Raw genomic sequence first — 25,352 nt, forward strand, 5'->3', positions numbered from 1 at the left:
CGCGACACTACCGACAGCCCCGCCCGTGTGACGACGGCTGCCAGGACGCTCAGTGGGTCGCCTGCTCCAGTCGGATGCGGGCGAGGATCTCCGTGCGGAGTTCCTCGGGCGCGGTCTCCTTGCACGCGCGACGGACCGTCTCGATCAGGACGACGCCGACGCGGTGCTCGGTCGTGCAGTCCTCGCAGTCCTCCATGTGCTCACGGATGTCCGCCGCGTCCTCGCGGCAGAGCTCCCCGTGCAGGAACTCCTCGAGCTCGGCCTTCGCCTTCGAGCAGTCGCAGCCGCTCATCGCGCTTCCTTCCCTTCGACGCGGCTCGACGCCGCGGCAACCTTCCGGCCTCGTCCGCGCATCGTCGCCGTCGACGCTGCGTCCGGGACGATGCCGGTCTCACGTGCGTGGTCGGCCAGGAGCCCGCGGAGGAGCCGGCGGCCACGGTGGAGGCGGCTCATGACCGTCCCCACGGGGGTCTTCATGATGTCGGCGATATCCTGGTAGGAGAACCCCTCGACATCGGCGAAGTAGACGGCCATCCGGAAGTCCTCGGGGATGGCCTGCAGCGCGTCCTTCACGGCGGAGGACGGCAGGTGGTCGATGGCATCGGCCTCGGCGGAGCGCGCCGAGATCGACTGCGTCACGCTCTCCGCGCCGCCCAGCTGCCAGTCCTCGAGCTCGTCGATCGTGCCCTGGTACGGGTTGCGCTGGTTCTTGCGGTACGTGTTGATGAACGTGTTCGTGAGGATCCGGTACAGCCAGGCCTTGAGGTTCGTGCCCTGCCGGAACTGCCGGAACGCGGCGAAGGCCTTGACGAAGGTCTCCTGCACGAGGTCGGACGCGTCGGCCGGGTTGCGGGTCATCCGCATCGCCGCGCCGTACAGCTGGTCCATGAAGGGGAGCGCCTGGTCCTCGAAGAGGGCGCGCAGCTCGCCTTCGGAGACCGTCTTCGCGTCCACGACCGCGTCGGCGGTGTCGTCCTGGCCGAGCGCCACGACCTCGTCGGTCGCGTCGTCCGCGTCCGATGCGTCGCGCTCGTCGGCTGCGTCGTCGCGCAGCTCGGCCTCGTCGGACACCGCGTCGAGCTGCGCCTCGGTCTCCTCGACCAGGTCGTGCGGTGCTGCGTGCGGTTCGTCGGTCGTCATCGCCGTCGAGTCTAGGCCGAGGGTGCCCCCGAGCGTCGTCGGCACGGCGGGCATGGTCGTCCGCGGTCGTACGAGTGTCGCTGTCGCCACTGATCCTCCCGGTGCGTTCAGTACCCTTGTGAACCGATGGCAGTCACGACGCATTCCCAGTCCCCGACCGAGCCCTGGACCGCACCGCTCGCGCGGGGTCCGCTACGCGGTGACGTGTCGCTCCCGGGGTCGAAGTCGCTCACCAACCGCGAGCTCGTGCTCGCGGCCCTCGCCGACGGTCCGTCCACCATCCGGCTGCCGCTGCACTCGCGGGACTCGGCGCTCATGGTCGAGGCCCTCCGCCAGCTCGGCGTGGGCGTCGACGAGGTCGCCCCCGGCCCCGGCGAGGCCCCGAACCCCTACGGCCCGGACCTCCGGATCACGCCGGCACCGATGCACGGCGACGTCCGGGTGGACTGCGGTCTCGCCGGCACCGTGATGCGCTTCCTGCCGCCGCTCGCGGCCCTCGCCGTCGGCCCGGTCACGATCGACGGGGACCCGTACGCCCGCAAGCGCCCGATGCACGCGATCATCCAGGCCCTCGTCGACCTCGGCGTCGACGTCACCGACGACGGTGGCGGCGCCATGCCGTTCTCCCTCACCGGTACCGGGTCGGTCCGCGGCGGGTCGCTCGCGATCGACGCATCGGCCTCGTCCCAGTTCGTCTCCGGGCTGCTGCTCTCGGCACCGCGCTTCGACGAGGGGCTGCACCTCACGCACGTCGGCGACCGCCTGCCGAGCATGCCGCACATCGAGATGACCGTCGCCGCGCTGCGTGCCCGTGGCGTCCGCGTCGACGAACCCGCGGTCGGCGAGTGGGTCGTGCACCCCGGCCCGATCGCCGCACGCGACGTGACCATCGAGCCGGACCTGTCGAACGCCGCACCGTTCGCCGTGGCGGCCCTCGTCGCCGGCGGGACGGTCCGCATCCGGACCTGGCCGACGGCCACGACCCAGGTCGGTGCCGACCTCGAGACGCTCCTGCCCCGATGGGGCGCGACCGTGACCCGTGACGGCGCCGACCTCGTCTTCGACGGCGGTGTCGGCGTGCGGGGTGGCGCCTCCCTGCCCGGCCTCCTGCTCGACCTGAGCCGCGGCGGCGAGCTCGCGCCCGCGCTCGTCGCGCTCGCGGCCCTCGCCGACGGCCCGTCCGAGATCGACGGGATCGGCCACCTGCGTGGGCACGAGACGGATCGCCTCGCCGCTTTGGCAGCGGACCTCAACGGCACAGGAGGCTCGGTGCACGAACGCGCCGAGGGCCTCCGGATCGAGCCTGCCGCGCTCCACGGTGGCGCCTGGGCCGCGTACGACGACCACCGGATGGCGACGGCCGGGGCGATCGTCGGGCTCGTCGTCGACGGCGTGGCCGTCGACGACATCGGTTCGACCGCGAAGACCCTGCCGCAGTTCCCCGAGCTGTGGGCGGCGCTCGTCGCGACCGGCGACGCGGGGGCCTGAGACGATGAGCTGGTGGGACGACGTCGACGGTGACGACTCCGACGCGGACGAGCCGTACGGACAGTACGACGAGTCGAGCGTGCGCGTCCGACCGAACCCGAAGGGCAACCGCCCGCGCACGAAGGTCCGCCCGACGTACGAGGACGCCCCCACCGGCTGGGTGACGAACGTCGACCGCGGGCGGTTCGGCGTCCTGGTGGCCTCCGGCGCGGACGACGAGCGGGTGATCACGGCGACGAAGGCCCGCGAGCTCGGCAAGAAGTCGGTCGTCACGGGCGACCACGTGTCGCTCGCCGGCGACGTCTCCGGGGACGCCGGCTCGCTCGCGCGCATCGTGAAGGTCGCCGAGCGGACCACCCTGCTCCGACGGAGCGCCGACGACACCGACGACGTCGAGCGCGTGATCGTGGCGAACGCCGACCAGATGCTCGTCGTCGTCGCTGCGGCCGACCCGGAGCCCCGGACACGCCTCATCGACCGGTACCTGGTGGCGGCCTTCGACGCGGGCCTCGACCCGATCCTCTGCATCACGAAGACGGACCTCGCCGACCCGACCGCGTTCCTCGCACACTTCGACTGCCTCGACCTGCGGATCGTGACGAGCCGGTCCGACGACGTCCCGTTCGACGCCCTGCACGAGGTCCTCGACGACCGGGTGACCGTGACCGTGGGGCACTCGGGCGTCGGCAAGTCGACGCTCGTGAACGCGCTGACCGGGTCGTCCCGGGCGACCGGGGTCGTCAACGCGGTGACCGGTCGCGGTCGCCACACCTCGTCGTCGTCGATCGCGCTGCGGGTCCGCGACGGCGGCTGGATCATCGACACCCCCGGGGTCCGCTCGTTCGGGCTCGGCCACGTCGACCCCGCCAACGTCTTCCGGGCGTTCGCGTCGCACGCGGTCCCCGTCCGGGAGCCGGCGGACGGCATCCCCCTCGACCAGGCGCACGACTGGGAGATCGTCGACCGGGTGCAGGCGGGCGAACTCGGCCCGACCGGGGTCGAGCGGCTCGACTCGTTCCGCGCCCTGCTCACGGGCATGGGCGCCGAGGACCCGGGTACCGAGTAGGACCGCGCACGGCCCCGCCAGGGTCGACAGGTCTGCACCGACGTTGTACAGTTGCCCTTCGTGTCTGAAGTTGCAAAGTACAACTTTGCGCCGACCTCCGCCGTCGACGCACCGTCCTCCCCCATGACGACGACGACGTCGCACGTGCACACCACCCCCGCCCAGCCGCACGCCCACGCGGCGGCCCGGTCCCCCAGGGCCACGCGCCGCCCTGCCGGTGGGTCCACCCTCCGACCGCAGCACCTCGGCCGCACCCTGCTCGGGTTCGGCTCGCACATCCTCGTCCCCCTCTTCCTCGCGGTCGGGATGGGACTGGCCTACCTCGGCGCCTTCCACGCCCCGACGCCGCACGACCTCCCCGTCGGCATCGTCGGACAGGGCGCGGCGACCCAGGTGTTCGCCCAGACCGTCACCGACGAGTCGGACGGCGCGCTCGTGACGCACGTGGTGGCGTCGACCGCCGAGGCCGAGCGCCAGGTGCGCGACCGGGACCTCGCCGCCGTCTACGCCCCCACCGCGACCGGCGCGACCCTCTACGTCTCGACCGCGGCGTCCGAGACCACCGCGAGCGCGGCGCAGAAGATCTTCATGCCGATCGCGTACCGGTCGCACCTGCCCTTCACCGTGCAGGACGTGGTGCCCGCCGGCGACCAGGACACCACCGGGCAGGGCCTGTTCTTCCTGCTCGTCGCCCTGAGCGTCGGCGGCTACGCGTCCGCGATCGCCGTCGCCGCCTTCGCCACCCGACTCCGCCCGCTCTGGACCGCCGTCGTCGGCCTGGCCACTGCGGGCGTGGTGGCGGGCATCGGGATCCTCATCGCCGGTCCGCTGTACGGGATCATCACGACGAACCGGTGGGAGGTCTTCCTGTTCGCGTGGATGTACGACGCGATCATCGTCGCGCTCGGCGTGGGGCTCCACCCGCTGCTCGGCCGCTGGACCACACCGATCCTCACGATGCTGTTCGTCATGCTGAACTTCACGTCGTCCGGCGGGATCTTCCAGCCGGCGTTCCAGCCGGGCTTCTTCGCCGGGCTCAACGCGTTCTGGAGCGGTGCCGCCTGGCTGCAGGCCGCCCAGGACCTGCAGTACTTCCCCGGCGCCTCCCTCGGCCGCTCGTCGCTCGTCCTGGCCCTGTGGCTCGCCGCGGCCGTGCTGCTCGCGGTCGTCGTGCACGGGCTCGTCGCCCGCCGTGCCCGCATCGCCCGCGAGCACGAGGTGACCGCCCTCGAGGAGGAGGAGGTCGTGGCGGCGTAGGCCGCTACGCTGGCGTCCGTGGACCTCAGCGCCGACCTGGACTTCGCCCGCTCCCTCGCCGACACCGCCGACGCGATCAGCCTCGAGCGGTTCCGCGCCGCCGACCTGCACGTGTCGAAGAAGGCCGACAGCACCCACGTCACCGACGCCGACCAGGCGGTCGAGCGGGCACTGCGCGAGCGCCTGCGTGCCGAACGCCCGGACGACGCGTTCCTCGGCGAGGAGACCACGGCCGACACCGGGGCCGAGGCCGTCAGCGAGGGACACCGCCAGTGGGTCGTGGACCCGATCGACGGCACCGCGAACTACCTGCGCGGCGTGCCGGTCTGGGCGACCCTCATCGCCCTCGCGGTCGACGGCCGGCCGGTCCTCGGCGTCGTGAGCGCGCCGGCCCTCGGCAAGCGCTGGTGGGCGGCCGAGGGCCTCGGTGCGCACTCCTTCGACGGCCCCCTGCACGTGTCCGGCGTGGACTCCCTCGCCGAGGCCAGCCTCAGCTACAACAGCATCCAGCAGTGGGACGACGACGACCGCCTCGACGCCCTCGTCACGCTCTCCCGACGGGTCTGGCGTACCCGGGCCTACGGCGACATGTGGTCCTACATGCTCGTCGCCGAGGGCGTCCTCGACGTCGCCGGCGAACCCGACCTGAAGCCGTGGGACATGGCGGCGCTCGTGCCGATCGTCGAGGAGGCCGGCGGGCGCTTCACCTCGCTCGACGGCGACCCCGGCCCCTGGCACGGCAGTGCGCTCGCGACGAACGGCCTCGTGCACGACGCAGTGGTCGACGTCATCCGCCGCTGACCGCGGAGACCGTCCAGCGCGTGCAACTGTTGCGCGGGCCGAGGTACGACAACGTCGATGTCGCACGACAGCGGTCTCGTCGCTACACCGCGCGTGCAACAGTTGCGGCCGCGCGCGGTCGACAACGTCGATGTCGCACGACAGCGACAATGTCGTTCCGAGTCGGCCCGCCCGACCGACCCGCCCGCCCACCCAACCCCCACCCACCGGTCCACCCCACGACGGACGCCCGCTGTACCCCGATCTCGTACCGCGATCCGGCGACGTCAAGCGCGAAACGACCCCCGAGGGGGGCACACGGCCCCCGGACTGGGGACACGGACGGTGGACAAGGGATTGCGGGGAACGGCCACCGCGGCCAGAACCTGAGTTATCTTGCTTCCAGGCGACAGGTCGGGAACCGCGTCGGAGTCCCTAGCTCCGAACGGCCCGCCAGACCGGTCGTGCTTCGTCCGAAGACCCTAACCCGAGGGGTGATACAGACGATGACTTCATCGTTCCCGAGCGGAACCGAGTGCACCCTCACTCGTCATCCGCATTCCGAATCCGACTGCTCCGGCGCGCGTTCTTCCCTGCGTGCCCCACGCCCGGCTCTGCGCGCGGTCACCCGCCGTGCCTCCGACCGGTCCTTCTCCTCCGCTGCATCCGCTTCCGGACCCGGAGGCCGGTGAGTCATGGCACTCACCGGTCGCCGTCTCGAGGTCGACCGGATCGCGACCCTCGCTGTACTCCCTCGTGAGTCCGCGATGGTCGTCGTCGGCGACCCTGGTTCCGGACGCAGCAGCGTCCTCGACGCGGTGTCCAACCGCGTCTCCCTCCCCGTCGTGCGCGTCGGTGTGAACGGGAGCGAGTCCCACTGGCCACTGGCCGGCGTCACCTCGCTCTTCACCGCACTCGACGATCCGCGTGCGACGGCCCACATCGCGCACCTCCTCCAGGGGGGCGCACCCACCGACCGGCAGACGCCGGGGCTGGCAGCGGCGCACGACTTCCTCGACGCCGTGCACGCCCTGACCCTGCCGCCGACGCTCGTGCTGATCGACGACCTCGACCGCATGGACGTGGAGAGCCAGGAGCTCATCGCGTTCCTCGCGTCCCGGCTCGCCGGCACCGCACTCCGCGTCGTGGCCACGGTCCGCACCGTGCCGTCGGACGGACCGCTCGCGGCCCTGCCGACGCTCCGGATCGAACCGCTGCCGGCGGACGAGGCACTCGTGCTCGCCCGTGCCATGGCACCGGAAGAGGCGAACGACGGCGTCCTCGCCGTCCTCGCCGAGGAGACCGGTGGCAACCCGGGCGCGCTGCGCGAGCAGCTCGCCGTGCTCAGCCGCGAGCAGCTGAACGGCTCCGAGCCGCTCGTGCTGCCGCTCCGACCCACCCCGACCACCGAGGCCATCGCGGCCCTGGCGCTCGGTTCCGCAGCAGGACGAGATCTGGACGTCCTGGCGCGGTTGGCGCTCGTCCCCGTGGCGAAGACCAGTGGTTGGGACCGCGACGAGCTCGACGACCTCGCCCACGCCGGACTCGTCTCCGTCAAGGGACAGACCGTCACCGTGCGCGATCCCCTGGTGCGTTCCGCGCTGTACTGGCGGATGCCCGCCCGGGACCGCCGTGCCGCACACACCGAGCTCGCCGCGGCGAGCGCCGAGTCCGACCCGCGTGCGGCGGCGTGGCACCGCAGCTTCGTCGACGACGTCCCGGACGTGGTCGCGCTGCTCCGTGCGGCCCGCTCGTACGTGGTGGACGGCAACGCCCAGGCCGCGGTCGTGCTCACCGAGCGCGCACTGCACATCGGCTCGGGGCACGAGGACGAGCACGTCGCGCTCCTCGGTGTCGCCGAGGCGCTGCTCGCGAACCGCCTGCTCGGCTTCGCGGCACGGTACCTCGCCGCGATCCGGCCGTTCCGCTCGACCGCGGACGAGACCCGGCGGCTCCGGCTGTCGTACTCGGTGCAGTACCTCAGCGGTGACGCGGTGCACGCGGACGAGCTCCTCGTGCCGGTGGACCCGGAGAACGCGGCCGAGGCGGACGCACTCGCGGGGCTCCTCGCGATGGTCGCCTGCTTCCGGGCCGAGGCCTGGGAACTCGACCACGCCCGCGACCTGCTCGCCCGGGCCGAACCGCTCCGGCGGTCGGCATCGGCGCACACCCGGGAGATCACGGAGACCGCGCACGAGCTCATCGCCGCGGTCGACGGGACCCTCCCGGCCGACACCGCCCTGCACGACGGGCTGTCCACCACGACGCTGGTGGGCATGTCCGACCCGGCGCTGCTGCTCCTCGCCCACGCGTTGAGCATCGCCGAGCGGTACCGCAGCGCCCGCCGGGTGTTCGCCCTGGTGCTCGCCCGTGGCCAGGAGGCCATGCCGGTCTGGACCGAGGCGGCGCGCTACCTGTCCGCCGAGAACGAGGTGCGCTCCGGGAACTTCCGGCAGGCGCTCCGCGCGATCGACGTGTGGGAGGCCGGCTCGTCGGTGGTGGAGCGGCTCCGCGAGCCGTCCCGTGCCATCGCGCTCGCGTGGCGGCACTTCGCCGAGGGGCGGTCCCCCGAGGCGCTCGAGGTCATCGACCGGTGCCTCGCGCAGCGTTCCACGAACCGTCTGTGGGGTGCGACCGCCAAGTTGCACGCCCTGCGTGGCCGGGTGCTCCTGCTCGACGGTCGGCTCGACGAGGCCGCGGCCTCGCTGGAGGCGGCCGACGCCATCGGTCGTTCACTGCGGAACCCGGCGGTGCTCCGGCACCTCGGCGACCTGGTGGAGGCGTACACGCGCCTCGACCGCATCGACGATGCCCGGACCATCGCGGCCCGGCTCGCGGCGGACCACCACGCCCGTCCGTCCCGCTGGGGCGCCCTGGTGCTGGCGCGGAGCCTCGCGCTCGTGGCGGACGACACCACCCGTGACACCGCCCGTCGCCGTGCCCTGGAGCTGTTCCAGCCGCACGACTCGCAGTTCGAGCGTGCTCGGACCTTCGCGGCGCTCGCTGCGGTGGGGAGCCCGACGGAGCGTCCGCGTCTCGGCGCGGCCGCTGCGGCGGCGTACGAGGCGGCGGGGCTCCGGCGTCCGCTCGCCACCCCGGCGGCGACGGTCGCGATGCCGGTCTTCGGTTCGCCGTCGTCCGTCCGCTCCGGTCCGGTCCTCTCCGCACAGCTGCCCGGGACGCCGCGCAGCGCGCCGGACGCCTCGGCGGTGCTCACCTCGCTCACCGCGGAGGAGCGCGCCGTCGTGCAGAAGGTGACGGAGGGGTACCGCAACCGCGAGATCGCCTCGTCGCTGTTCATGTCGCAACGGACGGTGGAGCTGCGGCTGACGCAGATCTACCGCAAGGTGGGCGCGCGGTCGCGCTCGCACCTGGTCGCGCTGCTCACGTAGTCCGGACAGGAGCTCCACAGGACGGGAGGCGCGGTGCCAGCTGGCACCGCGCCTCCCGTTCGTCGTCGGTGCGGGCCGTCGATGCGGGTTGCGGGACTCCGCACGCACCGTCCCCCGAACGGAGGACCGCTCGCGGTGAACCGCAAGAGCGGGCGAGGACCGTTGCCGTGTCACCGACCGCGGGTGATGCTTCTGGTGCACCGACCGCCGCGCTCCCCCGGGAGCCAGCCCGTGGTACCCCGTCCGGTACCCGAACCGTCGGCCCACGAACGCCGCCGTCCGTCCTCGCCTGATCCGAGGACGGGCGGCGGCCCGGGCCGGCGGACCGGACGCACGGCAGACCCGACGGCGGTCGGTGCCGCAAGGCTCCTCCCCCACCCGAGCTGCTCCTCCCCATCCGAAGGGACCCGAAGATGTGCGGCATCATCGCTGCCCGCGTCGCCGGCGACGCGACCCCCTACCTGCTCGACGGACTCGAACGCCTCGAGTACCGCGGGTACGACTCGGCGGGCATCGCCGTCCGGACCGCCCACGGCGGGACCGAGACCATCCGGTCGGTGTCCCGCGTCGGTGACCTGCGCACGCTCGTCGCCGCGCGGTCCGGCGACGCGCTGACGGGGATCGGCATCGGGCACACCCGGTGGGCGACGCACGGCGTGGTGCGCGAGACGAACGCCCACCCGCACGCGGACTGCTCCGGACGGATCAGCATCGTGCACAACGGGATCGTCGAGAACGCCGACCAGCTCCGTGCCACGCTCGAACGACAGGGACACGTGTTCTCGTCGGACGTCGACTCCGAGGTCATCGCGCACCTCGTCGAGCGGGCGCTCGCGGTGGACCCGGACCTCATGCTCGCGGTGCAGATCGCGACCGCGCAGCTCGAGGGCTCGTGGGCGATCGTCGTCCTCGACGCCCGGGACGGCCGCATGGTCGTCGCCGCCGAACGCTCCCCGCTCGTCGTCGCCCGCTCGGCCCGAGGCGACTTCGTGGCGAGCGACATCGGGGCCGTCGCCGAGTGGTGCGAGACGTTCGTGGCGCTCCGCGACGGCGACGTCGTCGAACTCGGTGAGGCCTGGACGTGGTCGTCCTCCGGGGTGACCGTCCCGGTGCCGTTCCCGACGCCGTCGCCCTTCGCCGCGACCGCGCTCGACCTCGGCGACCACCCGGACCACATGGCGAAGGAGATCGAGGAGCAGCCCGAGGTCGTCGCCTCGCTCCTCGACCGGCTCGCACGGGGGGCCGCAGACGGCAGCACGTGGGTCGGCCTCGGCCTCCCCGGCTTCCACCGACTGGCCATCGTCGCGTGCGGCACCTCCCTGAACGCCGGGCAGGTGATCGCCACCGCGCTCCGCAGCATCGGCGGGGTCCCGACCGACATCGTCGTCGCGAGCGAGGCCGACCAGGTGGTGCTCGGACCGGGGACGCTCGTCGTCGCCATCAGCCAGTCGGGCGAGACCGCCGACGTCCTCCGCGCCCTGGACCGCTTCGAGGACCGGCACCCGGTGCTCGCGCTCACGAACAACGTGCACTCGTCCCTCGCCCGGCGGGCGGACGCGGTGCTCGACTGCCACGCCGGTCCGGAGATCGGCGTCGCGGCGACGAAGACGTTCACCGCCCAGGTCGTCGTCGGTGTCGCCGCGGTGATCTCGGCACTCGTCGCCTCCGGACGGATCGACGGCGAACGCGCCGCTGCGCTCGTCGGCGAGCTGACCGACCTCCCCGCACGCCTCGACCACGCCGCCGCGATCGCCGCCGACCGCATCCCGCTGCTCGTGTCGAGCGTCAAGGACGCGACCGGCTTCCTCTTCCTCGGGCGCGGTGCCGGACTGCCGTACGCCGCCGAGGGTGCCCTGAAGCTCAAGGAGCTCAGCTACCGGTGGGCCGAGTCGTACCCGGCCGGCGAGCTGAAGCACGGCCCGCTCGCCCTCGTCGACGAGGGCACCCCCGTGGTCGTCGTCGACCACGGTGACCACCGGCTCCGCGCGAACATCGCCGAGGTCCGGGCCCGCGGCGGGTTCGTCATCACGATCGGCGGCGAGGGGTCGGACATCCCGGCGCTCGGTCGTCGCGTCGTCGGGGACCTCGCCTGGGGTCGTGCGACCGCGCCGTGGGGCCCGCTCGAGGCCGTCGTCCCCCTGCAGATGCTCGCCCGCGAACTCGCCCTCCAGCTCGGGTGCGACGTGGACAAGCCGAGGAACCTCGCCAAGTCGGTGACGGTCGAATAGCCAGGCACACGCGCTTCAACCGCCTGACGGTGTTCCTCGCCGTCCTCACGGCGCTCGCCATCGTCGCGACGATCATCGTGATCGCCGCGACGCTGGCGCCGCCGTCGCTCCCCCAGGGTCTTGCCGGGTTCTCCACGGAGGGTGCTGCGATCCTTGGGCCTTGACCACCGCAGCCCCACCCCTCGTCGTCGTCGCGCTCCTCGTCGGCGCGCTCCTGCCGTTCGTGCCGTTCGTCGGTCGCGTGGCACGCATCGCCGCGACCATCGCGCACGAGGTGGGGCACGCCGTCGTCGTCGTGCCCTTCGGCGGGCGCATCCGGCGCATCGAGCTCCACCCGGACGGGTCCGGCGAGGCCTGGGTCCAGCTCGGCAGGGTGCCGGGCGGGATCCGCTGGCTCGTGCGGATCCTCAACCTGTACGCCGGGTACAGCGCGCCGCTCTGGGCGGGCGTGCTGCTCGTGACCGGGGTGCTGCACGGGTCGAGGTGGCTGCCCGTCGTGGTCCTCGGCGTCGTCGGGCTCGTCGCGCTCTGCTTCGTGCGGAACTGGTTCGGGATCCTCGTGGTGCTCGGCTTCGACGCCCTCGCGCTCTGGGTGGCGCTCCGTCCGTCGGAGACCACCGTGCTCGTGGTCGCCGCGGTCGGCGCGTTCTTCGTCGTCGACGGGCTGCGGTCGGTGGTGCAGGTCGCCCGGTGGCTCGCGACCGGCGCCCGCGTGCAGACCGACTTCCACATCGCCGCGGCCGAGATGCGGGTGCCGGCGGCGGTGTGGTTCGTGCTGTTCCTCGTCGTGAATGCCGTGGCCGTGTGGCTCTGCCGCGGCCCGCTGCTCGAGGTCTGGTCGACCGTGTCCGACGGGGTGCGCGCGCTCGTCTGACGCGTGCGGCGGGAGCGCGGGGCCGGGGCTGGGCGGGGCCGCGCGGGGCCGACTCGGTACGACAACATCGCTGTCGTACGACATCGGCCATGTCGCACCCCAGCGCACGCAACAGTTGCACGCGCGCATCGGCGACAACACCGCTGTCGTACGACACCGACGTCGTCGCAACCCCGCGCACGCAACAGTTGCACGCGCGCATCGGCGACAACACCGCTGTCGTACGACATCGACGTCGTCGCAACCCCGCGCACGCAACAGTCCCCACGCGCGCTGAGAGGATGACCCCGTGCACCTCGACGACGTGATCGCCGCCCTCGCCGACACGCACACGCCCGCGCCCGTGCCCGTGCCCGTGCCCGACCGCGACCGCTTCCTCGCGTTCGTGCGAGCCCACGGCGACGCGGCACTCCGACGCGACGGCGGCCCGGAGCACCTCACCGCGTCGTGCTTCGTGTTCTCGCCCGACCTCGGGAGCGTGCTGCTGTGCCTGCACCGCAAGGGCCGGTTCTGGGTGCAGTTCGGTGGACACCTCGAACCGGACGACCGCGACCTCGCCGACACGCCGCGAGGCCCGCGAGGAGTCGGGCATCGCCGACCTCGACCTGCTCGACCGGGGTCTCGCGGACCTCGACCGTCACGACCTGCACGGCGGCTTCGCCTGCGCCGCGCACTGGGACGTCGGTTTCGTCGCCGTGGTCGACCCCGCCCGGGCGACCACCGTCAGCGACGAGAGCGACGACGTCCGGTGGTTCGCCCTCGACGCACTGCCCGAGGGCCTCGCGCCCGGGCTGCCCGCACGCCTGGCCGCGGTGGTCGCCACGGTCGCGCAGCGCGACTGACACCGGACGGGAGGCGCGGGGCGGCGCCGACCCGCGCCTCCCGTCCGATGCCTGCGCACCTTCCGACGTCGCGCGCGTCGATCGACGAGTGCAGTGTCGCGATCACCGCGCGAACCGCGCGGCCGCCCACCATCCACCGCGCACCGCGCTACTCCCAGGGGTGCTGCGCCAGCTCTGCCGGGTCGATCACCCGCCCGCCTGCGACCACGAGGGACCGCGGCACACGGCGCACCAGCGCGTCCATCGGGTTCTCCGCGTCGATCAGGACGACGTCCGCGCGCGCACCGGAGACGATGTCGTGCTCCTCGTCCGTGACGAACCGTGCGCCGTCGCGCGAGGCGATCTCGACCGCCCGCACCAGGTCCTCGTCCCGCACCACCCCGCCGACCCGCGCGTACTGCCACGCGATGCCGAGCAGGTCGCCGTCACCGTAGGGACTCCACAGGTCGCGGATGCCGTCGGTGCCGAAGCCGAACCGCACCCCGGCGTCGTCGAACTCGTGCAGCGGCAGCTGCTGCATGCGCACCGGTGCGACCGTCGTCATCGTGACCCCGAGGCCCGCCATCCGGGCGAGCAGGTCGCGGCGCCGGACCGGGTCGACGTCGACGATCGCGAAGCCGTGCGCGACGTTGACCCTCCCGGGCGCGATGCCGAGCCGCTCGACGCGGTCGAGGATCAAGTCGAACGAGAACGCCCCGAGCTCGGCGGGCTCGTGCAGGTGGACGTCGATCCCGCACCCGGTGTCGGCGGCGATGTCGAACAGGCCGTCGAGCTGACCGACGGGGTCACGGTCGATGAGCGACGGGTCGAGGCCGCCGATGTGGTCCGCTCCGCCCTCCGCCGCGCGGCGCAGCAGGTCGAGCACGCCGGGGCGCCGGAGCACGCCGTCCTGCGGGAACGCCACGATCGACAGCTCGACCGCGTCGTCGAGCGCTGCACCGGCGGCGCGGACGGCCTCGATGCCCCGGAGTCCGACGCCGAGGTCGACGTCCACGTGGGTGCGCACCCGGGTGGTGCCGGTGCGGAGCGACTCCCGCAGGACCCTGGTCGCGACGGCCTCGCCCGGGATCCCGAGGGCGTCACGCCGGGCTCGCTCGTGAGCGATCCGGCCCTCGGTCCCGCCCTCGCCGCCGTACGACTCCCACGGGTGGCCCCACCAGCTCTTGTCGACGTGCGCGTGCGTGTTGACCAGCCCGGGGAGCGCGAGCTGCCCACGGCCCTGCACCTCGGTCGCGCTGCCGGCCGGGACGGTGCCCGGGGGTGTGACCGCGGTGGTGCGGGAGCCGGCGACGACCACGTCGGCGCGTTCCCCGCCCCACGGTCGCACGTCGCGGATGATCAGGGTCGCGTCCTCGTCCACCATGCCCCCACCCTGCCAGTCCGGCCGCACCGGGTGTGCGCGGGACCCGCCGTAACGGGACGCCGCAATCCGGTGGCGCCGACCGAAGCCTGCGAGAGTACCGGCACGACGACGGCAGGAGGTGTCCCGTGACGGACGAGGCGCACGGTTTCGCGACCGAGCAGGTGCACGGCGGGTTCCAGCCCGACCAGAGCCACGGTGCGAGGGTCCCGGCGATCCACATGTCGTCCGGCTTCCTGTTCGACGACTTCGACCAGGCCCGCGACCGCTTCGCCGGGACCGACGACGGCTACACCTACACGCGGCTGGGGAACCCCACGAACGCCGACGTCGAGCGCCGGGTCGCACTGCTCGAGCGCGGCGTCGAGGCGATCCTGGTGGGCAGTGGGCAGGCCGCGGCCACCGTAGCGTTCCTCGGCATCCTGCAGGCCGGCGACCACGTCGTGGCGGCGCGCAGCATCTACGAGGGCACCAAGGGCCTGCTCGTGCAGAACCTCGGACGCCTCGGGATCGAGGTCGACTTCGTCGCGGACCAGCGCGACCTCGACGAGTGGGCACGCCTCGTCCGCCCGAACACGAAGGCCTTCTTCGCCGAGACGATCCCGAACCCGAAGAACGACGTCCTCGACATCACCGGCGTCGCCGACACCGCGCACCGTGCGGGTGTGCCGCTCATCGTCGACAACACCCTCGCGACGCCGTACCTCGTGCGTCCGGTCGACCACGGCGCCGACATCGTCGTGCACTCGGCGTCGAAGTTCCTCTCCGGCCACGGTGCCGGACTCGGCGGCGTGGTCGTCGACGGCGGCACCTTCGACTGGTCGGCGTCTCCGGACCGCTGGGTGCACCTGACCAGCCCGGAACGGTCGCTCGGCGGCGAGAGCTACGTCGAGCGGTACGGAAGCCGCGCGTTCGTCGTCTTCGCACGCGACGTCGTCGCCTCGCGCATCGGCCCGACGCCCTCCCCCTTCAACTCCTTCCTGCTGCGCCAGGGCATCGAGACGCTGTCGCTGCGCGTGGAACGCCACAGCGCGAACGCGCTGGCCGTCGCGTCGTTCCTGGAGCAGCAGCCGGAGGTGACGAGCGTCGACTACGCGGGTCTGGCCTCCAGTCCGTTCCACGACCTCGCCCAGCGCTACCTGCCGCGCGGTGCCGGGTCCGTCTTCGCGTTCACGCTGGACGGCGGCGAAGCCGCGGCGCGGACCTTCATCGACAGCGTCCAGCTGTTCAGCCGGATGACCCACCTCGGTGACGTCCGCTCGCTGATCCTGCACCCCGCCACCACGACGCACGCCGGCAAGACCCCCCAGGAACGCGCCGATCAGGGCATCGACGACGGCCTCATCCGCCTGTCGGTCGGCATCGAGGACGTCGCGGACCTGGTCCGCGACCTGTCACGCGGGTTCGCCGCGGTGCGTGACGCGGCGGCGGGCCGGGAGGCGCGGGTCGGCGCCGACTCGGAGCTCGCCTCCCTCGAACACGCCGTCCCCGGCAACCACGTGATCGCGGAGGAACTCTAGGCAATGGCAGGACTGCAGCACTTCGGGTACTTCTTCTCGCGCGGGTTCGGCCCGCAGGCGTGGGGCCGGTCCGACTGGGACTGGGGGCACGACTGGACGAAGCCCGACCTGTACCAGCAGTCCGTCCGCGCCCTCGAGCAGGCCGGCATGGACCTCGTCATCGCCGAGGACGCGATCTCGCTCGGCAACCCGTCGACGCTCGACCTGCGGATCCGGCAGGCGTACGGCGGCCCGAAGCACGACCCGCTGCTCCTCGCGCCGTACCTGTTCGCCGCGACGTCGCACATCGGCATCGCCCCGACCGTGAACGCGGGGTTCACCCCGCCGTACCTCGCGGCCCGGCAGTTCGCGACGCTCGCGCACCTCTCCGACGACCGCTTCGGCATCAACGTCGTCACCGACACCGGGAGCGCCCGGCACGCCGGGCTCGCTCCGCTCCCGCACGACGCCGCGTACGACCGCGCCGAGGAGTGGCTGCAGCTCGTCCGCCGGCTCTGGCACTCGTGGGGCTCCGGCTACGTCGGGGACCGCTCCGACTGGCACTTCGCCGACGGCGACGCCCTCGACGCGTTCCACCACGAGGGCGCCTACTTCACCGCGGACGGCCCGCTCAACGCCCTGCCGCTCGACGCCGACCCGATCGTGGTCTCCCCCGGCGGGTCCGGTCGCGGGCTGGCGTTCGCGGGGACGCACTCGGACGTGCAGCTCGCGCTCGCGCCGCTGTCCGTCGCGGCCGTGCGGGACTACCGCGCCCGCGTCCTCGTCGCGGCGGCCGACGCCGGACGCACTGCCGACGCGCTGCGGATCCTGTTCGTCCTCAAGCCCGAGATCGTGTCGTCGGCGGCCGAGGCGGACCGCGTCGTCGAGGCCTCACGGCACCCGTCCGACGCTGACCTCCGCACCGCGGCGATCGCGTGGTCGAGCGACTCCGAGACGGACCTGCTCGCGCTCGACCTCGACGCGCCGATCCCGGCCGGGACGTTCGGCGACCACGTCTCGGCGGGGACGATCCGCGGCCTCGTCGGCGACACCCCCGACGCACCGCTGCGCACGCTCCTCGAACGCAAGGCCCGGAAGGGCCGGGTGTCCGCGCGCGAGGGCTTCGTCGGCACCGCCGACGAGTTCGCGGACTTCATCGAGGAGCTCGGTGCGGACGCTGACAACGACGGCATCATCTTCTCGGGCGACCTGCACCCGGCGCAGGTCTACCGGATGCTCGGCGACCTCGTGCCGGTGCTCCGGCGCCGTGGGCTCCTGCGACGGGAGTACGGCGCCGGAGGCATCCGGCAGAACCTGTTCGACTTCTGAGACCGCGCGCCCCGTGGCGCGGATCCTAGTGGTGGACGGGCTCCACGACGCCGCTCTCCTCGACGTCGCGGACGTCCTCGGCGGTGCGGAGGATCTCGTCGCGGTCGGACGCGGAGTTGATCGCCCAGTAGTAGATCACCAGGGAGAACACCGCCACCACGACGATGTCGACCCACAGCGGGAACACCGGGTTCGTCAACGGACCGAAGTCGCTGAGGAACACGATGAGCCCCATGCCGACCAGGTACGGCAGCAGCCACTGGGCGGCCTTCCAGTCCCAGCGCGGGCGGACGCTCGAGGCGCCGCGGAACACGTTGTTCAGGATGATCACCACGGCACCGATGAGGATCGCGACGCCGAGCTTCCAGTCGGTGTCCCAACCGGTCCAGAGGATGATGAGGTTCGCGACGATGAAGGCGATCGGCGACAGCACCGACGCGGCCGGCATCCGGTAGGGCCGCTCGATCTCGGGGATCCGCTTCCGGAACGCGCCGAGGGCCAACGGTGCACCCGCGTACATCAGGACGGACGCGCTCGTGATCAGGCTGACGAGCCCCTGCCACGACGGGAACGGTGCGAAGCACGCGCACCCGACGACGAACGCCACGATGAGGCCGACCCAGGGCACACCCTGCTTCGTCGTCCACTCGAAGGCCTTCGGGAAGTAGCCGTTGCGGCTGAGGCCGTACGTGATGCGGCTCGTCGCCGTCACGTAGATGAGCCCGGTGCCGGCCGGCGAGATGATCGCGTCGATGAAGATGATGACGGCGAGCCAGGTGATGCCGGCGGCCATCGCGATGTCGGCGAACGGGCCGGTGTACTTCGTGAAGTCCGCGGTGGCCCACGAGCCCTGGATCGCGTCGGAGCGGAGCACCCCGAGGAAGACGACCTGCAGCAGCAGGTAGATCACGAGGCCGATGAGCACGGAGCCGATCACGGCACGGGGGATGTCGCGCTTCGGGTTCTTGGCCTCGCCGGCGAGCTGGTCCGCCTGCTCGAAACCGAGGAACGCGAAGATGATGCCGGACGTCGACACGGCGGCCAGGATGCCCTTCGCCCCCTCGGGCATGAAGCCGTTCGCCGCCGTGAAGTTCGAGCCGTGGAACCCGCTGAACGCCAGCACGATGATGACCAGCAGGGGGATGGCGACCTTCCACCAGGTGGCGGCGGAGTTCGTGTTCGCCAGGATCCGCACGCTGAGCATGTTGATCACCGTGACGACGGCCATGAGCACGATCGCGACGGCGATGCCCGCCCCGGTCAACAGCTGCTGGGTCTCACCGTTGATCACGACGGTGTGCAGCCACGGGCGCGCGAACTCCCAGTGCTGCGCGTACTTGATCATCGCCTCGACCTCGATCGGGGCGACGGTCACCGACTGCAGCCACGAGAACCACCCGAAGGAGGCCCCGGCGATGCCACCGAAGGCGATGTGGGGGAACCGCGCTGTTCCACCCGCGATCGGGAACATGCCGCCGAGCTCGGCGTGCACGAGTGCGAGGACGAGGATCGCCACGCCACCGATGAGCCACGAGATGATCGCGGCGGGCCCGGCGGTCTTCAGGGCCTCCTGCGAACCGAAGAGCCAGCCGGAGCCGATGATCGACCCCGTCGAGGCCCAGATGAGCCCGATGAAGCCGACGTTGCGCTTGAGGCCGGAGTCCGGCAGCGCCTGTGTCGTTGTAGCCACTGTTGCTCCTGTCGATGAGCGCCGCCCCTCGGACGGGGGCTGCGCTCATCGACTCTGGCACCGTGACAGCACTTTCGGTGGATTGTTTAACACGATGGAAACAAACGTGCTGTACAAGCCCTCAGGCTACTTCTTGTCCTGCTTCTTCTTGCTCTTCTTGTCCGACTTCCTCTTGTTCGACTTCTTCTTGTCGTCCTTCTTCTTGTCCGACTTGTTCTTGTCCTTCTTGCTCTTCGAGTCCTTCTTGTCCTTCTCGGCGGGCGCGGGCGCGGGCACCGGCACCGGCACGGGTTGGGCGTCGGGCGACTCCACCCCGTCGACGGGCTCGACCACCACCGCGCTCCCCGTGTCGGCGAGGACGTCGACCTCGTGCTCCTCGAGCGTCGGCGCGAGGGCGTCCTCAACCCGCTCGACCACGAGCGACGCACCGTCCTCGGCGAGCCGGACGAGCGCCTGGGCTGCCCGGACGCGGGTCGTCGTCTTCCGGGCGAGCACGTCGGCCCGAGCCCCCTCGAGGAAGGCGCGCAACGAGCGTTCGACGACCGAACGACCCCGTGGTGCCGAGCGGTCGAGGCGGTCGAGCTCGCCGGCCACACCCGACACGTCGTCCTCGACGTGCTCGAGGCGCACGGAATCGATGAGCGCAGCGATCGCTGCCGCACCGCGCTCCACCGCGGCGGACCGCTGGTCGAGCACGACGAGCATCTCGATCACCGAGCCGTACGTCACCGTCTCGAGGCGGACCGGCTCGGCCCCACGCCCGCGGATCACCAACCGAGCGTCCGGCGTCGGCAGCCACGCGGACAGCGCAGCGACGGTCGCGACCGAGGCCACCGCCCGCTCGTAGTCGGCGAGCACCACTCGCTCCTGCTCTCGCAGACGGACTCGGATCGCGATCTCCTGCACCACGCGTTGACCTCCCGTTCGCGGCGCGGGCGTGTTCCCGCGCCTGCTGCGGATCGTAGTCCTGGCAGGTGACCGGACGACGAATGCCCCGGCGCCGTCCGGGGACGGTGTCGGGGCGTTCGGGTGGCAGTGCGTGACAGCGGCTCGACGTTCGGCGAATGGTGGAGATGGGGGGAATCGAACCCCCGTCCATCGCTGCAATTCGACGTCTTCTACGGGCGTATCCGGATGGTTCGTTCTGCTCGGCCCCGTCCTTTGCTACCGGCTTCTAGGACGACGGGCCCAGTCTCAGTGCAAGTCCCGCACGGCCCTGAGGCGCAACCGTGCAGCAAGTCCTCTGGATGACGCCGGAACTCAGGTTAGAAGACGGTCACCTGGCCGACGGACTTCATGTGCTGGGCTGCTTACGCAGCGAGAGCGAAGTCAGTGCGCTTGGAATTGGCACTTGTTGTTTTCCACGGATCGTTCACGAGATGACCGTGGGTCCTCGGCCCGCTTCCCGTCGGCACACAGGCAATGTCGAAACCGATCATCCCCATGCGGGCCGGACGTGCGAGCCGCTGTCACGCTGTTGAGTTGCCAATGCTCCGATCGGAGCAGTCCCTCAGTCTAGCCGACCGAGGTGCGACGGCGCTACTCGCCGACGCGGTTCCGGGTGCGCATGGCCCGCTCGGCCTCGCGCTTGTCCGTCTTCTCGCGCAGGGCCTGGCGCTTGTCGAACTCGCGCTTGCCCTTCGCGACCGCGATCTCCACCTTGGCCCGGCCGTCGTGGAAGTAGATCTGCAGCGGGACGAGCGTGTAGCCGCCCTGCGCGGTCTTGTGCGAGATCTTCACGATCTGCTGCTTGTGGAGGAGCAGCTTCCGCTTGCGCCGGGGGGCGTGGTTGTTCCAGGTGCCCTCGGTGTACTCGGGGATGTGGACGGCATCGAGCCAGGCTTCGCCACCGTCGATGAAGGCGTACCCGTCGACGAGCGAGGCGCGTCCTTCGCGGAGGGACTTCACCTCGGTGCCGGAGAGCACCATGCCGGCCTCGTACGTGTCCTCGATCAGGTAGTCGTGACGCGCGCGACGGTTCGTCGCCACGATCTTCTCGCCGCGTTCCTTCGCCATGCGTGTCTCCCTCCGTGCGGTCGCTGCGGATGCGCAGCCCTACAGCGTACCCAACCCGCGGACGGTCCCGCACCTTCCCGGCGCGCCGCGCCGCCCCGTGCCGCGCCCGTGCTGCGTCCGTGCCGAACGCCCGGAACATTCGCGCTGAGCGACACCTCACGGCGCTCGGAGCACGTGAGGTGTCGCTCAGCGCGTGAGAACACCGACCGGCCGAGCCGGCCGAGCCCGGCCGAGCCGGCCGACCGCGCGTCAGACCTTGAGGTAGCGGCGGATGGCGACGAAGGCCGACAGCCCCGCGAGCACGATGCCGATCACGATCACCGACGGAACCACGATCGCGGCGTCCCCCATGCCGATGAACGCCGTCCCGGAGAACCGGATCGCCAGGTAGTTCCGCACGAAGAACCACACCACGGCCGTGATCGCCCCGCCGGCGAGGACCGCCCCGATGGCCGCGGCGATCACCCCCTCAAGCACGAACGGCGTCTGGATGAACCGGTTCGACGCCCCGACCAACCGCATGATGCCGAGCTCCCGCCGTCGACTGAACGCCGACAACCGGATCGTGGTGGCGATGAGCAGCACGGCGGCGACGAGCATGAGCGCCGCGATGCCGATGGCCGTGTACGACGACGCGTTCAGCAGGTTGAAGATCGGTTGCAGGTACCCGCGCTGGTCGACGACGCTCTGCACGCCCGCGACCTTCGACAGGCTCTCGACGAGCACGTCGGACTGCGACGGGTTCTTGAGGTTCACCCAGTAGGTCTCGTTGAGGTACTCGGGCTTGACGAACTCGGTGGCGGGCGAGTCCTTGAACTGCTGCTTAAACCGGGTGAAGGCGTCCTGCTGGTTCTCGAAGTAGAACTTCTCGATGTACGGCTTCAGGGTCGACGACTCGAGCTGCGCCTTGACCTGCGCCTGCTGGTCCGAGGTGGCCTTCGCGCCGGTGCAGTTGCCCGTGGTGTCGGTGTCGGTGCACAGGTAGACGGCGACCTGCGCCCGGTCGTACCAGTACCCCTTCATCTGGTTGATCTGCATCTGGAGCAGGATCGCGGTGCCGACGAAGGTGAGCGAGATGAAGGTCACGAGGACGACGGACACGACCATCGACGCGTTGCGCCGCAGGCCCGAGCCGACCTCGGACATGACGAGCCCGAGCCTCATCGGATGATCCCCGGGATGGTCTGGATGCCGGTGGTGTTCGACACGGTGTTGCCTCGCTGGATCGGGACGGCCTGGGTCTGGTAGCCGCCGGACTGCTCGTCGCGCAGGATCGTGCCGTTCGACAGCTCGATCACCCGGCGCTGCATCTGGTTCACGATGCTCGCGTCGTGCGTGGCCATGAGCACGGTGGTGCCGCCCTGGTTGATGCGTTCGAGGAGCGCCATGATGCCGGCCGAGGTCGTCGGGTCGAGGTTGCCGGTGGGCTCGTCGGCGAGCAGGATCGCCGGCTTGTTCACGACGGCACGGGCGATCGCCACGCGCTGCTGCTCACCACCGGAGAGCTCGTGCGGCATGCGCGTCGCCTTGCCCGCGAGCCCGACGAGCTTCAGCACGTCGGTGACGGCCTCGCTGATGAAGCCCTTGCTCTTGCCGATCACCTGCAGCGAGAACGCGACGTTGTCGAACACGTTCTTGTTCGGCAGGAGACGGAAGTCCTGGAAGACCACGCCGAGGTTCCGGCGGAAGTACGGGACCTTGCGCGACGACAGGGCGCCGAGGCGCTGCCCGAGCACGTGGATCTGCCCGCGCGACGGCTTCTCCTCCTTCAGCACGAGGCGGAGGAAGCTGGACTTGCCGGAACCGGACGCGCCCACGAGGAAGACGAACTCCCCCTTGAGGATCTCGAGCGAGATGGCGTCGAGGGCCGGGCTCGGGTTGCCCGAGTACACCTTGGTGACCTGGTCGAATTTGATCATGACCGGATCAGGGTAGGTCGCCCCGACCGCAAATCAGCCGAGGCGCGCGGCTCGATTTCATCGACCGGGGTCGCAGGCTCCCCCGGCGCGGCGAGCCCGCCGTTGGCGCGTCGTCTCACGCATCGCCGCGCTTGCGCCAGCGGATGCCGGCGTTGATGAACCCGTCGAGGTCGCCGTCGAACACCGCTGAGGGGTTGTTCACCTCGTGCTCGCTCCGGAGGTCCTTCACCATCTGGTACGGCGCGAGGACGTACGAGCGGATCTGGTCGCCCCAGCTCGCCGTGATGTTGCCGGCGAGTTCCTTCTTCTTCGCGTTCTCCTCTTCCTTCTTGAGGAGCAGGAGGCGCGACTGCAGCACACGCATGGCGGCCGCACGGTTCTGGATCTGCGACTTCTCGTTCTGCATCGAGACCACGGTGCCGGTCGGGATGTGGGTCAGCCGGACCGCGGAGTCCGTCGTGTTGACCGACTGCCCGCCGGGGCCGGAGGACCGGAACACGTCGACGCGGATGTCGTTCTCGGGGATGTCGATCGACTCGGTCTCCGGCATGAGCGGGATGACCTCGACCGCGGCGAACGACGTCTGGCGCTTGCCCGCGGCGCCGAACGGCGACATCCGGACGAGCCGGTGCGTGCCGGCCTCGATCGACAGGGTGCCGAAGGCGTGCGGCGAGTCGACCTCGAACGTGGCCGACTTGATGCCGGCCTCTTCGGCGTAGGACGTCTCCATCACGGTGGTCTTGTAGCCGTGCTGCTCGGCGTACCGCAGGTACATGCGCAGCAGCATCTCGGCGAAGTCCGCGGCGTCGACGCCACCGGCACCCGCCCGGATCGTGATGACCGCGGGTCGGTCGTCGTACTCGCCGTCGAGGAGCGTCTGCACCTCGAGGTCGCCCATGGTCTTCTGGATCGCCTTGAGCTCGGCGGCGGCCTCGTCGGCGGAGTCCTGGTCGTCGGCCTCGTTCGCCATCTCGACCAGGACCTCGAGGTCGTCGATGCGCCGCTCGGTGTCGGTGATCTTCTTCAACTCGGACTGCCGGTGCGAGAGCGCGCTCGTCACCTGCTGCGCGTGCTCGACGTCGTCCCAGAGGTCCTGGGCCCCGGCCTGCTCGCTGAGGTCGGCGATCTCACGCTGCAGGCGGTCGACGTCGACCACCGAGCGGATGTTGCCGAAGGTCTCGCGGAGGGCGGAGAGCTGCTCGGTGAAGTCCAGTTCGACCATGATCACCGATCCTACCGGTGCTGCCGGGCCGGGAGGCGCGGTGCGGCCCCGGCGGACCGGTCAGCGCCCCAGGAGCGGTTCCCTCGACGCCATCCCCGCGGCTCCGGCGCGCGCGACCGCGTCCGGCAGCGCGGCCAGGAACGCGTCGACGTCCGACCCGGTCGTGGTGTGCCCCAGCGTGATGCGGAGCGCACCCCGGGCGTCCTGCTCCGACAGCCCCATCGCGAGCAGGACGTGCGAGGCCTCGGGAACGCCGGCCTGGCACGCGGAGCCGGTCGACACCGCGACACCGGCGGCGTCGAGCAGGAACAGCAGCGAGTCCCCCTCGCAGCCCCGGAAGGTGAAGTGCGCGTTGCCGGGGAGTCGGTCGACCGGGTCGCCCATCAGCACCGCCGTGGGCACCGCTGCCCGCACGCCCGCGACGAGGCGGTCCCGCAGTGCCCGGACGTCCGCGTGCGGCATCGACGCCGCGACCCCGAAGGCCGCCGCCGCCGGCGCGTCCTGCGTCCCGCTCCGCACCTGGCGCTGCTGCCCGCCCCCGTGGATGAGCGGCTCGACGGTCGCACGACGGCCGAGCACGAGCGCGCCGATGCCGACCGGGCCGCCGATCTTGTGCGCCGAGACGCTCAGCGCGTCGAGGCCGGACGCCGCGAACGACACCGGGACCTGGCCGTAGGCCGCGACGGCGTCGCTGTGGACGGGGACGCCGGCGGCGTGCGCCAGCTCCACGATCCGCGACACCGGCGCGATCGTGCCGACCTCGTTGTTGGCCCACAGGAACGTGACCAGGGCGACGTCCGAGGCGTCGGCGAGCCGCGCCTCCAGGGCCGTCAGGTCGACGCGCCCCTGCGCGTCCAACGGGACCACGTCGACGACCGCCCCCTCGTGCTGCTCCAGCCAGGCCACCGTGTCCACCGTCGCGTGGTGCTCCCCGCCGGGGACGACGATGCGCGGACGACGGCGGTCCTGCTGCCGCGCCCAGAACATGCCCTTCACCGCGAGGTTGATGCTCTCGGTGCCGCCCGAGGTGAAGACGACCTCGACCGGGTCGGCGTCGAGCGACGCCGCGACGGCGGCCCGGCCGTCCTCGAGCAGCATCTTCGCCCGCTGGCCCGCGCTGTGGATCGAGGACGGGTTGCCGACGGTGCCGAGCGCAGCGGTGAACGCAGCGAGCGCCTCCGGCAGGATCGGCGTCGTCGCGGCGTGGTCGAGGTAGACCGGCATCTGCACCCCTCTGAACGAACGTTCCC

At 71.6% G+C, this 25,352-nt stretch carries 21 protein-coding genes and 1 other RNA gene; 11 read left to right on the forward strand and 11 right to left on the reverse strand.

Annotated features, from left to right (window positions below; genetic code table 11):
* Nucleotides 1-49: 49 nt before the first annotated feature.
* Both ACQXVK_RS09335 and ACQXVK_RS09340 read right to left on the reverse strand, forming a co-directional pair.
* Nucleotides 50-292 (reverse strand): zf-HC2 domain-containing protein, encoded by a 243-nt coding sequence (locus ACQXVK_RS09335; protein ID WP_022907553.1) that lies wholly within the window; start codon nt 290-292, stop codon nt 50-52.
* On the reverse strand, nt 289-1,194 hold the full coding sequence (locus ACQXVK_RS09340) for a sigma-70 family RNA polymerase sigma factor (protein WP_430853374.1): 906 nt from the start codon (nt 1,192-1,194) through the stop codon (nt 289-291). Before ACQXVK_RS09340 ends, ACQXVK_RS09335 begins: the two co-directional genes overlap by 4 nt.
* A 72-nt stretch (nt 1,195-1,266) precedes the next feature.
* On the opposite strand from ACQXVK_RS09340, the gene aroA reads away from it, so the two are divergent.
* The 9 genes from aroA to ACQXVK_RS09385 all read left to right on the forward strand — a co-directional run bounded on the left by aroA (nt 1,267) and on the right by ACQXVK_RS09385 (nt 13,067).
* On the forward strand, nt 1,267-2,628 hold the full coding sequence (aroA, locus tag ACQXVK_RS09345; protein WP_430853375.1) for a 3-phosphoshikimate 1-carboxyvinyltransferase: 1,362 nt from the start codon (nt 1,267-1,269) through the stop codon (nt 2,626-2,628).
* Nucleotides 2,629-2,632: 4 nt separating this feature from the next.
* Nucleotides 2,633-3,694 (forward strand): ribosome small subunit-dependent GTPase A, encoded by a 1,062-nt coding sequence (rsgA, locus tag ACQXVK_RS09350; protein WP_430853376.1) that lies wholly within the window; start codon nt 2,633-2,635, stop codon nt 3,692-3,694.
* A 60-nt stretch (nt 3,695-3,754) separates the two neighbouring features.
* A complete protein-coding gene (locus ACQXVK_RS09355) occupies nt 3,755-4,951 on the forward strand; it encodes a hypothetical protein (RefSeq protein ID WP_430853377.1) in 1,197 nt (398 codons plus the stop codon).
* A gap of 18 nt (nt 4,952-4,969) precedes the next feature.
* Nucleotides 4,970-5,752 carry an inositol monophosphatase family protein gene (locus ACQXVK_RS09360; protein ID WP_022907548.1) on the forward strand — a complete coding sequence of 261 codons (783 nt, stop codon included), beginning with the start codon at nt 4,970-4,972 and terminating at the stop codon, nt 5,750-5,752.
* A gap of 674 nt (nt 5,753-6,426) precedes the next feature.
* The gene (locus tag ACQXVK_RS09365) at nt 6,427-9,123 is read left to right on the forward strand and encodes a LuxR C-terminal-related transcriptional regulator (RefSeq protein WP_430853378.1); all 2,697 of its coding nucleotides are present in this window, start codon (nt 6,427-6,429) and stop codon (nt 9,121-9,123) included.
* A 413-nt stretch (nt 9,124-9,536) separates the two neighbouring features.
* Nucleotides 9,537-11,351, forward strand: a complete 1,815-nt coding sequence (gene glmS / locus ACQXVK_RS09370; RefSeq protein WP_430853379.1) for a glutamine--fructose-6-phosphate transaminase (isomerizing) — start codon at nt 9,537-9,539, stop codon at nt 11,349-11,351.
* 29 nt (nt 11,352-11,380) lie between these two features.
* Nucleotides 11,381-11,515 (forward strand): hypothetical protein, encoded by a 135-nt coding sequence (locus ACQXVK_RS09375; protein WP_022907785.1) that lies wholly within the window; start codon nt 11,381-11,383, stop codon nt 11,513-11,515.
* The gene (locus ACQXVK_RS09380; RefSeq protein WP_430853380.1) at nt 11,512-12,225 is read left to right on the forward strand and encodes a M50 family metallopeptidase; all 714 of its coding nucleotides are present in this window, start codon (nt 11,512-11,514) and stop codon (nt 12,223-12,225) included. Before ACQXVK_RS09375 ends, ACQXVK_RS09380 begins: the two co-directional genes overlap by 4 nt.
* A gap of 524 nt (nt 12,226-12,749) precedes the next feature.
* Nucleotides 12,750-13,067: an NUDIX domain-containing protein gene (locus tag ACQXVK_RS09385; RefSeq protein WP_430853381.1), complete on the forward strand. Its 318-nt coding sequence runs from the start codon at nt 12,750-12,752 to the stop codon at nt 13,065-13,067.
* 148 nt (nt 13,068-13,215) lie between these two features.
* On the opposite strand, the gene ACQXVK_RS09390 is transcribed toward ACQXVK_RS09385, so the two are convergent.
* Nucleotides 13,216-14,430, reverse strand: coding sequence for an amidohydrolase family protein (locus tag ACQXVK_RS09390; protein ID WP_430853382.1), 1,215 nt, complete (start codon nt 14,428-14,430; stop codon nt 13,216-13,218).
* A 125-nt stretch (nt 14,431-14,555) separates the two neighbouring features.
* On the opposite strand from ACQXVK_RS09390, the gene ACQXVK_RS09395 reads away from it, so the two are divergent.
* Both ACQXVK_RS09395 and ACQXVK_RS09400 read left to right on the forward strand, forming a co-directional pair.
* Entirely contained in the window at nt 14,556-15,947 is a 1,392-nt protein-coding gene (locus ACQXVK_RS09395; protein ID WP_430853383.1) for an O-acetylhomoserine aminocarboxypropyltransferase/cysteine synthase family protein, read from the forward strand.
* Between the two features lie 3 nt (nt 15,948-15,950).
* On the forward strand, nt 15,951-17,255 hold the full coding sequence (locus ACQXVK_RS09400; protein WP_430853384.1) for an LLM class flavin-dependent oxidoreductase: 1,305 nt from the start codon (nt 15,951-15,953) through the stop codon (nt 17,253-17,255).
* Between the two features lie 25 nt (nt 17,256-17,280).
* Here the strand turns inward: ACQXVK_RS09400 and ACQXVK_RS09405 are convergent, their stop codons facing one another.
* The 8 genes from ACQXVK_RS09405 to ACQXVK_RS09440 all read right to left on the reverse strand — a co-directional run bounded on the left by ACQXVK_RS09405 (nt 17,281) and on the right by ACQXVK_RS09440 (nt 25,326).
* Complete coding sequence (locus tag ACQXVK_RS09405; protein WP_430853385.1) at nt 17,281-18,945, reverse strand: APC family permease; 1,665 nt, start codon at nt 18,943-18,945, stop codon at nt 17,281-17,283.
* A 126-nt stretch (nt 18,946-19,071) separates the two neighbouring features.
* Complete coding sequence (locus tag ACQXVK_RS09410) at nt 19,072-19,803, reverse strand: hypothetical protein (protein ID WP_430853386.1); 732 nt, start codon at nt 19,801-19,803, stop codon at nt 19,072-19,074.
* A gap of 207 nt (nt 19,804-20,010) precedes the next feature.
* Nucleotides 20,011-20,388, reverse strand: a transfer-messenger RNA (tmRNA) gene (gene ssrA, locus ACQXVK_RS09415).
* A gap of 96 nt (nt 20,389-20,484) precedes the next feature.
* Entirely contained in the window at nt 20,485-20,961 is a 477-nt protein-coding gene (gene smpB / locus ACQXVK_RS09420; protein ID WP_022907777.1) for an SsrA-binding protein SmpB, read from the reverse strand.
* A 249-nt stretch (nt 20,962-21,210) separates the two neighbouring features.
* Nucleotides 21,211-22,125: a permease-like cell division protein FtsX gene (gene ftsX, locus ACQXVK_RS09425; RefSeq protein ID WP_031262922.1), complete on the reverse strand. Its 915-nt coding sequence runs from the start codon at nt 22,123-22,125 to the stop codon at nt 21,211-21,213.
* Complete coding sequence (gene ftsE / locus ACQXVK_RS09430; RefSeq protein WP_031262921.1) at nt 22,122-22,880, reverse strand: cell division ATP-binding protein FtsE; 759 nt, start codon at nt 22,878-22,880, stop codon at nt 22,122-22,124. Before ftsE ends, ftsX begins: the two co-directional genes overlap by 4 nt.
* Before the next feature lie 115 nt (nt 22,881-22,995).
* Nucleotides 22,996-24,102: a peptide chain release factor 2 gene (prfB, locus tag ACQXVK_RS09435; protein ID WP_031262920.1), complete on the reverse strand. Its 1,107-nt coding sequence runs from the start codon at nt 24,100-24,102 to the stop codon at nt 22,996-22,998.
* 60 nt (nt 24,103-24,162) lie between these two features.
* Nucleotides 24,163-25,326, reverse strand: coding sequence for a cysteine desulfurase family protein (locus ACQXVK_RS09440; RefSeq protein WP_430853387.1), 1,164 nt, complete (start codon nt 25,324-25,326; stop codon nt 24,163-24,165).
* Nucleotides 25,327-25,352: the final 26 nt, after the last annotated feature.

The sequence above is a fragment of the Curtobacterium sp. AB451 genome (assembly GCF_050585845.1).
Lineage (GTDB): Bacteria > Actinomycetota > Actinomycetes > Actinomycetales > Microbacteriaceae > Curtobacterium.

What these genes read in the sequence shown, in the direction of transcription:
- ACQXVK_RS09400 (WP_430853384.1), top strand. Translation starts at nt 15,951, where the DNA reads ATGGCAGGACTGCAGCACTTCGGGTACTTCTTCTCGCGCGGGTTCGGC.
- glmS (WP_430853379.1), top strand. Translation starts at nt 9,537, where the DNA reads ATGTGCGGCATCATCGCTGCCCGCGTCGCCGGCGACGCGACCCCCTAC.
- ACQXVK_RS09335 (WP_022907553.1), bottom strand. Translation starts at nt 292, where the DNA reads ATGAGCGGCTGCGACTGCTCGAAGGCGAAGGCCGAGCTCGAGGAGTTC.
- ACQXVK_RS09365 (WP_430853378.1), top strand. Translation starts at nt 6,427, where the DNA reads ATGGCACTCACCGGTCGCCGTCTCGAGGTCGACCGGATCGCGACCCTC.
- rsgA (WP_430853376.1), top strand. Translation starts at nt 2,633, where the DNA reads ATGAGCTGGTGGGACGACGTCGACGGTGACGACTCCGACGCGGACGAG.
- ftsE (WP_031262921.1), bottom strand. Translation starts at nt 22,880, where the DNA reads ATGATCAAATTCGACCAGGTCACCAAGGTGTACTCGGGCAACCCGAGC.
- smpB (WP_022907777.1), bottom strand. Translation starts at nt 20,961, where the DNA reads ATGGCGAAGGAACGCGGCGAGAAGATCGTGGCGACGAACCGTCGCGCG.
- prfB (WP_031262920.1), bottom strand. Translation starts at nt 24,102, where the DNA reads ATGGTCGAACTGGACTTCACCGAGCAGCTCTCCGCCCTCCGCGAGACC.
- ftsX (WP_031262922.1), bottom strand. Translation starts at nt 22,125, where the DNA reads ATGAGGCTCGGGCTCGTCATGTCCGAGGTCGGCTCGGGCCTGCGGCGC.
- aroA (WP_430853375.1), top strand. Translation starts at nt 1,267, where the DNA reads ATGGCAGTCACGACGCATTCCCAGTCCCCGACCGAGCCCTGGACCGCA.
- ACQXVK_RS09340 (WP_430853374.1), bottom strand. Translation starts at nt 1,194, where the DNA reads ATGCCCGCCGTGCCGACGACGCTCGGGGGCACCCTCGGCCTAGACTCG.
- ACQXVK_RS09390 (WP_430853382.1), bottom strand. Translation starts at nt 14,430, where the DNA reads ATGGTGGACGAGGACGCGACCCTGATCATCCGCGACGTGCGACCGTGG.
- ACQXVK_RS09440 (WP_430853387.1), bottom strand. Translation starts at nt 25,326, where the DNA reads ATGCCGGTCTACCTCGACCACGCCGCGACGACGCCGATCCTGCCGGAG.